The organism is Frankia sp. EI5c (assembly GCF_001636565.1).
GTDB lineage: Bacteria > Actinomycetota > Actinomycetes > Frankiales > Frankiaceae > Parafrankia.
On record NZ_LRTK01000128.1, the window covers coordinates 1 to 11,546 of the forward strand.

The 11,546-nt window shown below is 73.0% G+C and carries 7 protein-coding genes and 4 pseudogenes; 7 read left to right on the forward strand and 4 right to left on the reverse strand.

Annotation, left to right across the window (positions count from 1 at the left end):
* Positions 1-1,034: 1,034 nt before the first annotated feature.
* The 3 pseudogenes from UG55_RS44310 to UG55_RS44320 form a co-directional block, all read left to right on the forward strand.
* Positions 1,035-1,189: pseudogene (locus tag UG55_RS44310) on the forward strand (glycosyltransferase family 1 protein); the annotation flags it as partial.
* 1 nt (position 1,190) lies between these two features.
* Positions 1,191-2,005 (forward strand): annotated as a pseudogene (locus UG55_RS44315) (glycosyltransferase family 4 protein); the annotation flags it as partial.
* A gap of 1 nt (position 2,006) precedes the next feature.
* Positions 2,007-2,726 (forward strand): annotated as a pseudogene (locus UG55_RS44320) (glycosyltransferase); the annotation flags it as partial.
* On the opposite strand, the gene UG55_RS48365 reads toward UG55_RS44320, so the two are convergent.
* Both UG55_RS48365 and UG55_RS45850 read right to left on the reverse strand, forming a co-directional pair.
* On the reverse strand, positions 2,715-2,935 hold a 221-nt coding region (locus UG55_RS48365; RefSeq protein ID WP_396231027.1), incomplete at its 5' end, for a TetR-like C-terminal domain-containing protein. The pseudogene UG55_RS44320 and the gene UG55_RS48365 overlap by 12 nt on opposite strands.
* Before the next feature lies 1 nt (position 2,936).
* Positions 2,937-3,452: pseudogene (locus UG55_RS45850) on the reverse strand (TetR/AcrR family transcriptional regulator); the annotation flags it as partial.
* A 77-nt stretch (positions 3,453-3,529) separates the two neighbouring features.
* Between UG55_RS45850 and UG55_RS26180 the strand changes: the two are divergent.
* Positions 3,530-4,762, forward strand: coding sequence for an MFS transporter (locus UG55_RS26180; RefSeq protein ID WP_066074524.1), 1,233 nt, complete (start codon positions 3,530-3,532; stop codon positions 4,760-4,762).
* Positions 4,763-4,804: 42 nt separating this feature from the next.
* Here UG55_RS26180 and UG55_RS26185 read toward each other — a convergent pair whose 3' ends face one another.
* Positions 4,805-5,620: an NUDIX domain-containing protein gene (locus UG55_RS26185; protein ID WP_066074541.1), complete on the reverse strand. Its 816-nt coding sequence runs from the start codon at positions 5,618-5,620 to the stop codon at positions 4,805-4,807.
* Between the two features lie 194 nt (positions 5,621-5,814).
* On the opposite strand from UG55_RS26185, the gene UG55_RS26190 reads away from it, so the two are divergent.
* The 3 genes from UG55_RS26190 (at position 5,815) to UG55_RS30540 (ending at position 8,146) form a co-directional block, all read left to right on the forward strand.
* Complete coding sequence (locus tag UG55_RS26190; RefSeq protein ID WP_066074527.1) at positions 5,815-6,861, forward strand: SPFH domain-containing protein; 1,047 nt, start codon at positions 5,815-5,817, stop codon at positions 6,859-6,861.
* The gene (locus tag UG55_RS26195; protein ID WP_066074530.1) at positions 6,861-7,787 is read left to right on the forward strand and encodes a hypothetical protein; all 927 of its coding nucleotides are present in this window, start codon (positions 6,861-6,863) and stop codon (positions 7,785-7,787) included. Before UG55_RS26190 ends, UG55_RS26195 begins: the two co-directional genes overlap by 1 nt.
* A gap of 152 nt (positions 7,788-7,939) precedes the next feature.
* A complete protein-coding gene (locus UG55_RS30540) occupies positions 7,940-8,146 on the forward strand; it encodes a hypothetical protein (RefSeq protein WP_128423208.1) in 207 nt (68 codons plus the stop codon).
* Between the two features lie 85 nt (positions 8,147-8,231).
* On the opposite strand, the gene UG55_RS28970 is transcribed toward UG55_RS30540, so the two are convergent.
* Complete coding sequence (locus UG55_RS28970; RefSeq protein ID WP_066074536.1) at positions 8,232-9,353, reverse strand: lytic transglycosylase domain-containing protein; 1,122 nt, start codon at positions 9,351-9,353, stop codon at positions 8,232-8,234.
* Between the last annotated feature and the right edge of the window lie 2,193 nt (positions 9,354-11,546).

The window sequence follows — 11,546 nt, forward strand, 5'->3', positions numbered from 1 at the left end:
CCCTGCTCCCCCGCCGGCGCGGGCACCACCTGAACATCGGACACGTCACCGCCGCCGATACCGGAGAACAGCAGCTCCGCGCGCGGCTGGGTCTGCCGCCCGGTACTGGACGGGATGACCAGCCGAGAGAAGCGCGGCTGGGCCGGTTCAAACAGACCCAACTCCATACCCGTACCNGTGAGCTTCGACTGGTCATCAGTGAACGGAGTAGTCGCGATGAACACTGTTCCGTCAGCCGCAACCGCCGACATGTAGGCCGCCTGACCCGGCCCGAAACCCCAGCCCGGAACCTCAACCGTGCCGATGGGGGACGACCCATCGAGATCACCAAAGGTGCCCGGCGCACCGAAGATCGACAGCAGGCCCCGCGGGATCTTCCTGGACGACCCGGACGGCGCCGACGTGGCAGCGCCGCCATGGTCGGGAACGGTACCGCCGGGCCGGTCCGGCACCCGGGGCTCGTCGCCGGTGGTCAGCCGCCACGCCGCCGTGCCCCCCGCGGCGAGGGCACCGAGCCCGGCGGCCCCGGCGATCAGCCGTCGGCGGCTGACCTGGGGGGCCGGGTGGATGCCTCGATCGCGGTACAGGCTTCGATCTCCGGACGGCCCCAGGTCCCGCGTCGCGTCCGGATCCCGCGTCACGTCGGGGCCACGCGTACCGTCCGGGCCACGCGTCGCGTCCGGGCCGCCGTCGGCGGGGTCGCGCATCAGACCTGGCCGGCCGCGCGCGTACGCCGGGCCGGAGCGTGCTCGATGGAGGTACTGAAGAGCGCCACGTGTTCTCCGTTCGGAGGGCCCGAGGGGCAGCGGGCCGGGCCACGGCGCGACCCGGCGTCCCGGCGGTGCTCGTTCTTCGGCTGTCTACTTGATAGCCCAGAGACTTTTCATGGCGGTCACCGCGGTCGACTCAGCACGCGGATCCGTGCGTTGCGCCGGCCGCCCCCGGCGCGGAAGTGTCAGCCGGCGGAAGTGTGAGTAGGTTCTCGGCCCAGGAGTCCGGACCTGCCGGATTTTCCGCGCGATGGGAGTGATCTGGTGACAGCAGCCGCGCCGACGACCACCCAGACGCTGGCAGGCCGTCACCTGGTCTTCCTCAACTGGCGGGACAGCGCGCATCCGCAGGCCGGCGGGGCGGAGCTGTTCTGCCATTCGATCGCGGAGCGCTTCGCCGCGGCCGGCGTCCGGGTCACNCTGCTCACCTCCCGCCCGCCGGGGGCCGAGGCCCGCAGCCTCGTAGCGGGCGTTTCCGTGCGGCGCGGGGGTGGCACCTTCGGGGTATACCCGTCGGTTCTGGCTCGGCTCGCGCGGATGGTCCGCTCGGCCGACGGCGTCGACGCGGTGGTCGACTGCCAGAACGGCATCCCGTTCTTCAGCCCGCTGGTCCTCCCGCCGCGGATCCCCGTCGTCCAGGTGCTGCACCACGTGCACCAGAAGCAGTTCCCGCTGTACTTCCCCGGCCCGGTCGCCCGGGTCGGCCAACTGCTGGAGGCGCCCGGCAGCCGCTGGGTCTACCGGCGCCGACCGGTGGCCGTGGTCTCACCGTCCACCCGGGACGAGGCCCGCGGCGTCCTGGCGCTGCCCGGCCCGCGGTTCCTCGTCCCCAACGGCGTCACCGTGCCCGACGGCGTCACCATGCCCGACGGCGCGGCGGATCCGGCCGATGTCGCCGCACGGGCCGAGCGGCCCACCATCGTCTGCGTCGGCCGACTCGTCCCGCACAAGCGGCTGCACCTGCTGATCGAGGCCCTCCCCGCCCTGCTGGAGCGGCACCCCGACCTGTGCGTGCACCTCGTCGGCGACGGCCCGGACCGCGGCCGGCTCACCGAGCTCGCCACCCGGCTGGCGATCACCCAGGGCGACGGCTCCTCGGACGCGACGATCCGCTGGCACGGGTTCGCCAGCCCCGAGGTGCGTGACGCCGTGCTCGCCTCCGCGTGGCTGACGGTCAACCCGTCCCACGGCGAAGGGTGGGGGCTGTCCGTGCTGGAGGCCAACGGCCTGGGCGTNCCCGCGGTCGCGTTCCGGGTGCCGGGGCTGCGCGACTCCGTGCGCGACGGTGTCACCGGCTGGCTGGTCGACGACCCGGCGCTGTTCGGCGCGACCATCGACCGCGCACTCACCCGGCTCGCCGACCCGGCCCAGGCCCGCGCGCTGCGCACCGCTGCCCGCGAGTGGGCCGGCGGCTTCAGCTGGGACACCAGCGCCAACCTGCTCGCCGGCGTCATCGCCTCCGAACTCGACCGTCTCGGAGGTGCCGCGGCGCGCGGAGCGGGCGCCGGACCGGGTGAACCGCCCGCGAGCCACGGGCGCCGAATCGGCCTGCCAGCGCGGCCGGGCGGACGGGGCACGGCGGGCCCGGCCGAGCGCCTCCGGGACCGGCGGCGCTCCGACGACCAGATGACCCTGGTCGAGTTCGACCTCGCCGACGGCACGGAACCGCCCGTGCTGCGCCGCACCGACCTGCTCTTCGACACGCCCGCGGACCTCGCCTCATCCGCCGCCGAATCCGCCGCCGTGGCCGAGCGCGCGGGGACCCGGCGCCTGGTCGCGCTCCTCTACGGCGCCGACAACACCGGCGCCCGCACGGCGCTGGCCCGTCACGGGCTGCGCCCGGCCACCCGCCCCCGACCGGCGACCAGCGAGGACCTCCTGCTCGCGACGGCCCGCGCACACGCCCGGACCGCCGCATGCCCCGGACGGCGACCGCCGGTGCGCTCAGGGCGTTGACCGCGCCCCGTCGAGGGTCGACCGCGCCCCGTCGAGGAAGGTGCGGACGAGCGCCGCGGGCATTTCCTCCTCCAGCGGCAGGTGGCGGACGAGGAGGCGGAAGTAGACCGGGCCGAACAGCTGATCCAGCCCGGTCTGGACGTCGAGGTCGGACCGCAGTTCGCCGCGGGTGACGGCGGCCTGGATCAGCGTGGTGCTGGCGTCCCGGCNGGGCTGGATCCACCGTGCGCGCAGCTGGTCCGCGAGTGCCGGATCCGTCTGGGCCGCGCCGATCAGCTCAGCCATGATCGCGCCGGCCCGGCCGCGGAAGGCGTCCACCATCTGGGTGATCTGTGCTGTCAGGTCGCGGGCGAGGTCGCCGGAGTCGAAGAGGCCCATCTGGGGCCGGTAGCGGTGGAAGTACGCCTCCACCGCCACGGCGCCCCGGCTCGGCCACCATTTGTAGATCGTCACCTTGCTGACCTTGGCCCGCGCCGCGATCGCCTCCATGGTGGCGGCGGCGAGGCCACCTTCGATCAGCAGCTCGGCGGCGGCGTCGAGGATCGCGAGCCGGGCCTGCTCGCTGCGCGGCCGGCCGGGCCCGGGGCGGGCTGACGCAGGACGGGCCGGCCCGGGATGAGCTGACGCAGGACGGGCGGAAGCAGGACGGGGCGCGACTGGACGGGCGGGAGCGGCCGGGGCTGAGTCGGCGCCCGCCGGGCGGATCGCGGGTACGTCCTCCGTCACACTCCCAGCCTAGTTTATGAACGCGGCGTACAGATATATAGTTTCGTGAACGCTACGTTCACTATCAAAGGTTGATCATGGGTGAGACAACCGCGACATTCCGCCAGGTGCGCGACGATCCCCGACGACTGCGTGCCGTGACCCTCTTCCTGGCCGTGGCGTGTGGGCTGGCCGTCGCCAACCTCTACTACTCGCAGCCGATCCTGAGCCAGCTGGCGGCGGCCTTCGGCACCAGCCAGGGCGAGACGGCGCTGGTCGTGACCGTCACCCAGATCGGCTACGCGCTGGGCCTGCTGCTGATCGTCCCGCTCGGCGACCTGGTGGCGAACCGGCGCCTCGCCGTCTGCCTCGTGAGCGGCGCCGCCATCGCGCTGGTGGCCGCGGGCGTGGCCCCGTCACTGTCGGTCTTCATGGTCGCGGCGCTCGTGGTCGGGACGACGTCCACCGTCGCTCAGGTGCTGGTGCCGTTCGCGGCGCATCTGGCACCACCCGGGCGGGAGGGGGCCGTCGTCGGCCGGGTGATGAGCGGGCTGCTGCTCGGGATCCTGCTCGCCCGCACGACGTCCAGTCTCGTCGCGGCGGCGCTGTCCTGGCGCTGGGTGTACGGGCTGTCCGCGGCGCTGATGATCGTGGTGGTGCTCACCGCGATGAAGGTGCTGCCCGAACGACGGCCCGCGGCGGGCCCGAACTATCCGGCCCTGATCGCCTCCCTGCTCGACCTGCTCCGACACGAGCCGGTGCTGCGCCGGCGGGCCATCTACCAGACCCTGATGTTCGGAGCCTTCAGCGCCTTCTGGACGTCGATCGCCTACGAACTGCACGAGCGACACCATCTGAGTCAGGTCGCGATCGGCCTCTTCGCCCTGGTCGGAGCCGGAGGCGCCGCCGCGGCACCGCTCGCGGGGAGGCTCGGCGACCAGGGCCGCACCCGGGTCGCGACCGGCGCCGGCCTGCTGCTCGCCACGGGCTCGATGCTGCTGGCGCTGGTCGCCGACCGTTCGGTGATCGCGCTCGCCGTGGCCGGCCTCCTGCTGGACTTCGGGGTGCAGACGACGATGATCCTCGGCCAGCGCGAGATCTACACGACCCGGCCGGAGTCCCGCGCGCGGATGAACGCGGTGTACCTGGCCTCGATGTTCGCCGGCGGTGCGATCGGCTCCGCGCTGGCCGGAGCGATCTACCAGGCGCACGGCTGGTCCGGGGTCGCGATCTTCGCCGCGCTGCTGCCGCTGGTCGCCTTCGCGCACTGGCTGTGGCCGCGCGCCGCCCGCGAAGCCCCGGTCGGCCCGACCAGTCAGGTGGCCGAGTAGCCGGGTGGCCGGGTGGCTGCGCGGCCAGGCCGCTGCCGGCCGTCAACCGGCAGCCGGGCGCGGCCGGCGCATCGCCGGATGGAGGATCTCGGCCGTTCCCCGGCGGTAGAGCGCCGCCGGCCGGCCGCCGTCCCGCGTGGTCGAGCGACCTGTCGGCTCCAGGAATCCGGGCGTTCCGGTGACCTTGCGGTGGAAGTTGCGCGGGTCGAGCGGAGCGTCCCAGACGATCTCATACACCCGGCGCAGCTCGGCCACGGTGAACTCGGCCGGGCAGAACGCGGTGGCCAGCGCGGTGTACTCCAGCTTCGACCGGGCCCGTTCCAGCCCGTCGGCGAGGATCGCCGCATGGTCGAAGGCCAGGGACAAGCCGGAGCCAACGTTCCCGGCGGCAGCCGGTTCCGCCGCGCCGGCGAGCGCGGCCACCGAGACGAAATCGGCCGCCGCCGCGTCCGTGCCGGACCGCGGCTCGGGCAGGTCGGGCGCGAGTGCCAGGAAGGCGATCGTCACGATTCTCGCCCGCGGATCCCGGTCGACCGCGCCATAGGCAGCCAACTGCTCCAGATGAACGCCCGGCAAGATCACCGGGCTGGGGCTGGGGCTGGGGCTGGGGCTGGGGCTGGATGGATGGTCGGCCGCCCGCGGCTCGGCCAGTCGCAGGCCGGTCTCCTCCGCCAGCTCCCGGCGGGCGGCTGTCGCCAGCGTCTCGTCCGGGCGGACGAAGCCGCCGGGCAGCGCGAACGCCCCCGCGAACGGTTCCAGGCCGCGGCGGACGAGCAGCACGCAGAGCTGGTCCGCCCGGATGGTCAGGATTACCAGGTCGACCGTCACGCCGTAGGCGGCGTAGCCGCCCGCGGTCAGCGGCGCGGCCGCCCGCGGCCGGCGGTCCGTCCCGAGCTTGTGGTCCGTCACGTTGCCGACTGTACCGGCAATCTCGTCATATTGACGAGAACCGCATGTCCCAGTTATCGTCACTTCGACGGGATCAAGACATCCGGGCTGGATCGACCGCGCCACCAACCGGTCGGGCCGGCCACCCCGGCAAGGAGGCCACCGTGGCGGACATCAGCCGCGCCCCGTTCCTGCGTCATCTGCGGGGCACCCCGACCGCGTATGTCCGCCATCTCAGCGGCGGGAAGACCCGGCACGAGGGGGTCGGCCTCAGCTTCTGGTACCGGCCCCGCACCGCGGTGATCAGCGAGATCCCGGTGGAGGACCGGGAACTCCCGCTGCTCTTCCACGCCCGCACCTCGGACTTCCAGGATGTGGCGGTGCAGGCGACCGTAACCTACCGGGTGGCCGCGCCCGCGCTCGCCGCGAGCCGGCTCGACTTCGGCATCGACCCGGAGACCGGAGCCTGGCGCTCGAGTCCGCTGGAGCAGCTCGGCGGCCTGATCGTCGAGACCGCCCAGCAGCATGCCTTCGACCTGCTGGCCCACACGACGCTGACGGGCGCCCTGGTCGACGGCGTGCCGGCCATTCGGCAGCGCATCGCGGCCGGGCTGATGGCCGACGAACGACTGAGCGCGACCGGGGTGGCCGTGGTCGGCGTCCGGGTGGTCGCGATCCGGCCCGAACCCGAGCTGGAGAAGGCGCTGCGCACGCCCACCCGGGAGCAGGTGCAGGCCGAGGCCGACCGGGCCACCTACGGCCGCCGCGCGCTCGCCGTGGAGCAGGAGCGCCGCATCGCCGAGAACGAGATGCAGAACCAGATCGAGCTGGCCCGCCGCGAGGAGGAGCTGGTGACCCGGCGCGGCGCCAACGAGCGACGGGCCGCGACGGAGAAGGCGGCGGCGGGCCGGATCGCGGTCGAGGCGCAGGCCGAGCACGCGCAGCTCACCGCGGCGGGCGCGGCCGCGGCGACCCGGCTGGCCGCCGCCGCCCGAGCCGAGGAGATCGAGCGGATCGGGAGCGCCGAGGCCTCGGCCGAGCGGGCCCGGGTGGAGGCCCTGCACGGCCTGGACAACCGCGCGGCGATGACGCTGGCCGTCCGTGACCTGGCCGGCAGGCTTCCCGACATCCAGGCACTCACCATCACTCCGGACGTCCTGAGCGACCTGCTGAGCAGGCTGGCCGGCGCGGCGCGGACCGGCGACGCCTGATGGGCACGCTCACCCCGCGGGTCGTGCTGGTGCACCGGCGCACCGAATACGCCGAGCTCATCGAACGGCACGGCACCGCCGGCCAGGCCGCATTCTTCCTCGCCAGCCGCGGGCGGGATCTGGCCGAGGTGCGGGAGCGGGACGCGGCCGTGAGCGCTGCCCGCCAGGCGGTGCTCGCCACCGTGCCCGCCGACTGGCGACGCGGCGAGGTGGAGCGCTCCGATCTCGACCGCTTCCTGTTCGCGCCGGACGACCTGATCGTCTGTGTCGGCCAGGACGGGCTGGTGGCCAACGTGGCCAAGTACCTCGACGGCCAGCCGGTCATCGGCATCGACCCGGAACCGGGCCGCAACCCCGGCGTCCTGGTGCGCCACCCGGTCGGTGAGCTGGCCGGGCTGCTCCGCGCGGCGGGCTCGGGGAGCCCGGCCGCGGCCGGCGGCCCGGCCGGCGCCCGGACGGCCACGATGGTCGAAGCGGTTTCGGACGACGGCCAGCGGCTGCTGGCGCTCAACGAGATCTACGTCGGCCATCCCTCCCACCAGACCGCCCGCTACCAGCTCGCCGCCCCGGACAGCGCCGGCGCCGTCCGCGCGGAACGGCAGGCCTCGTCCGGCCTGCTGGTGGGGACGGGAACGGGTTGCAGCGGCTGGTGCCGCTCGGTGTGGCAGCAGCGGAGCAGCCGCCTGCCGCTGCCCGCTGCGGACACCGCCGGTCTGGTCTGGTTCGTGCGGGAGGCCTGGCCGTCACCGAGCACCGGAACCGGCCTGGTCGAAGGTCTGCTGCCCGCCCCGGCCCGCCTCGAGCTGCGGGTCGAGTCCGAGCACCTGATCGTCTTCGGCGACGGCATCGAGACCGACACGATCACCCTCGCCTGGGGGCAACGGCTGTCGGTCGGCGTCGCCGAACGTCGGCTGCGGCTGCTCTGACCATGGCGAAAGGCTCATCGCCCGGGCGGAAAACCAGGCTTCTCCGGCGCCGTCGGCCCGGCCCGCAGGGCAGGCTCGTCGGGCCGGGAGAGGTTCTCGGCTTCCTTCGCAGCCGCCCCCTTCTTCTCGGCGCGTTCGTCGCGCTGGTAGCCGTGTCAGTGGCAGCCGCACGTGCCGCCGGCTCCATCTTCGGCTTCCGCACGGACGGCCTGGTCCTGTGCGTTCTGCTGATTGACGGCGCCTGGCTCTCCGCCAGAATCATCCGCGCCAGAAGGAGCGTGCGCCGGGCCGGAGCCGTCCGCGGCGCGGAGCCGGGGACACAGCCGAGGAGCGACCTCGACCAGCGGCACACATCCTGACCCGCTCTCGGTCGGCGTCGCCGAACGCCGGCCGCGTGTGTTCCGCCCGCGCGCACCCGCCCGGAGCTCGCCCCGGTACCAGCGCCTATTCCCCACCCCCGCCGCTGTTCTCGGCAGCGGTCCCGAAAGCCGACTCTGCAGGGTGCGGCGTGGCGGTCGGTGCCGCCGGCACCGCGGCGGCCGAGGTCGGCTCCGCCGTCGGCGGGACGGCGGGTGTGGGCTCCTCCGTCCTGGCTGGCTGCGGGGGCGCTGGCGAGGTTGGCTGCGAGGCAGCCGAGGACCGTGGAGTCAGTGGGACGACGACGAGGTCCGTCCCGTCAACGGTGATCGTCGGCGCGGGTTGGTCGTCCCGGTCCGGATCGGGTGAGACGACCGGAACCGGGCCGCTGCCGGGAGCGGCGGGTGCCGCCGCGACGTCGGGCCCGCTCGTCGGGACCGCCACCGGCTCGGACTCGGGGTCGGCGTGGGCATCGGCGTCGGCGTGGGCATCGGGGTCGGCGACGGCCGACACGCTCGGCGGGTCAGTTGCCGTCTCCGTGCCCGCTGCCGGAACCGCCGCGTTCTGGTAACCGCGCATCCACGCGAGAATGGTGCGGACATAGGCGTCCGACGGGTTGTAGGCGTAGATCGCCGCGCGCAGCTGCGCCGGCTCGGCCAGGTCACGGTTGTGGGCACACAGATAGAAGCCAGCGGCAAGCGTCGCGTCATGGATGTTGTGGGGATCCCGCTTTCCGTCGCCGTTGCCATCCCGCCCCGCACCCGCCCAGGTGGTGGGAATGAACTGCATCGGGCCGACGGCACGGTCGTACGTCATGTCGTGATCCAGCTTGCCGCCGTCGGTGTCGCGAATGAGCGCGACCCCGGCGGAACCGTCGAGTGGGGGGCCGAGAATCGGCCGGCTGATGGTGCCGTCCGGGCCGATCGGCCGACCAGCGGCATGACCAGATTCGATCTTCCCTATCGCGGCGAGCAGTTCCCAGCTCAGGTGGCAGCCGGGCAGCTCCGCCGCGAGGATGTCGGCGGCCTCGCGGTAGGCGAGCAGCAACCGGGCGGGAATACCCGACTCGCCGGCTCGCAGAGTGACGGCCGCGGCCGTCTCGCTGGCGGGGCCGCCACCGGCGACGCTGGCGGCGTCCTGCGCCAGGACGGCCGTCGGGGGGATGGTCGGAGTCCTGGCACCCGACGTGGCAGGGCGCAGGACAGGCATCGCCCAGTCACCGGGGCGCAGTTGCGTGGGCGCCGGGCCGTCCGCCGTACTTCGGTCGTTGTTCCTGGCAGGTGTCCCGGCCGCGCAGAAGAGGAGCAGCGCTGACGCCAGCAGCGCCGGCAGCAGCGCGGTACGGATGAGACCACGGTGCCTTCGCCGCCTGCGATGGGCAGCCGGCCGGCGATGCACCCGGCGATGCCGCGCCGCCGGCCGTACGGCCGGCCGGCGATGCCGACCGCGCACCGCTGTCGACGGGGGACGCCTCTCACCCGCAGGCACTCGGTACAACGGTCGGGTGTAGGTGACCGTGGCAGCTGTCTGGAGCGGTAACGTGGTGCCTCCGGGCGCCGTTCGGCGCGGCGGACCCGAAGCATGGGAAGCCGCCGCCTCGCGGCCGCGGCCGCGGCCGTGATCGGGGCGGGCTGGGACTTTCGCGGGCTGTCGAGATCGACTCACCGAGCGCAATCCTCCGAACTGGTCAGCCGATGATCAGATCAGCCCTGCGCCGGATTCCGCGGGCGGGCCCGGCCGGACGAGAGGGCGACCCGGGTGGCCGCGAGGGCACGGAGATGCGGCGGGTATCGAGCTGGGCAACCCATGATCCGGTGGCTCCTGGAGAAATAACCGGGCCGCGGCAGGGCGCTGCGGCCGAGGAATGTAATCCAATTCTGGCGGCAGGCGACCAGAACTCCGTTCAATGACCTGCCCGACAGGAAGCACCTACCGGACGACGGTATCCACCGGCCTCGCGGTGTCCTTCCTTCCACACTCACGCGACGGCGAGCGAGCAATGTGAGCGCGCCCGACAGCCAGTCGGGCCCGCGCGGACGCGTGGCCCTTGCGGACTGCGGGCTCCGGAGTTGGACTATGACAGAAGTGATACCCCGTTGTCAGCAGAACAGTTCGACGCGAGCCTTCGGTCCCGCCGCACTCGAACCNCGCGCGAGGAAGACCGAGGCATAGGCGGCCGGCCACGTGTTTCTTCCACATTTCAGAACCTGGTGTGTCTCGGATCACAAATCTTACGGATAGTACACCGATACGCGCGATAGCAGTAGTCGATGAGCTTGACGGAGGCGGCGCTATGTCACGAGAAGCCCGCTTTGCCCCCCATCTGTAGCTCACCTTTCGTGACGACTGACCGACGCCGCCGGTCGTCGCTCTCGCGTTGGGTCNCCGCGCCTCGGCCGGGGGTTTCCTGAGAAAGTTGCGGCACCCTTTCACTGCTGCCATTTTGGTAATCGTCGTGGCTCCGCTCCCCTCGGAGACCACGACCACGACCACGCCGTGCCGCAACGGATCCGTAGCTCGAATATGACGTGTCGAGAGCGGGTCAGGAGCCCTCCCACCACAACGCCGTGGACCTCTCCTGCGTGTTCTCTGCGTACTGCTGATCGCCGCATCGGCGACCACCATCGCCGATTTCCTGTCGACTTCGCTTACCAGCACCTCGGCCGCATCGGCGGAGGTGCACGGAGGACTCCCCCACCAGACCGGGCGAGCGCCCCGATTTCATTTCGGCGCGGCTCGTCGCGCACGCCCCTCCCAGGGTGCTTCCCGTGAACCTCGACCCCTGCGGGTCTCCGGCATAGCGGGGGCAGGCGGATGCGTTCGGTGATCTGACAGCGACGGCCGGCATTTCGGGTGCCGGCGCGGGAGTCGCGATGCGGCGACTGAAGAGCTCTGCGTGCCTCCTCGGGAAAGGTGTTGACAACCCCGACGGCGGACGAGGCGCAACCCCGGCGGGAGCGGAGACACAACGAGCCCCTCAGTCGCCGTCGGCGAACACCCGTGGACGGGCGGCGCGGGGGTGGGTGGGGGCTGTTTCGGGGCCTGTGCGGGCTCTGAAAGCCCTGGTGGCGGCGTTGTGGCGGGTTCGGTCGGGTGCGGTGGTCCGGTGGCCGTGCCTCGACCGGGCCGCCGCGGGCCGAGGTGCCCGCGGGCGGAGAGCTGGACGTCGCAGGGGCGGGGCGGCGGTGTCCCGGTACCGGCCCGGAGCCGTCGCTCGCCGGGCCTCGCGACCCGGCTCGCCACCCCGGATGTCCCATCCGATCAGACAATCGTGTCACCACGGCCTCGCCACCACGGCCGCCCCGACCTCGGGCCAGCCACCCGACCTGCCGCGCCGAACCACCCCGTCTCACTCCTGAAGCAGGATGTCGAGGTTCACCCGCAGCAGCCACTGGTCGAGCT

What these genes read in the sequence shown, in the direction of transcription:
- UG55_RS26180 (WP_066074524.1), top strand. Translation starts at nt 3,530, where the DNA reads ATGGGTGAGACAACCGCGACATTCCGCCAGGTGCGCGACGATCCCCGA.
- UG55_RS26195 (WP_066074530.1), top strand. Translation starts at nt 6,861, where the DNA reads ATGGGCACGCTCACCCCGCGGGTCGTGCTGGTGCACCGGCGCACCGAA.
- UG55_RS28970 (WP_066074536.1), bottom strand. Translation starts at nt 9,353, where the DNA reads ATGCCTGTCCTGCGCCCTGCCACGTCGGGTGCCAGGACTCCGACCATC.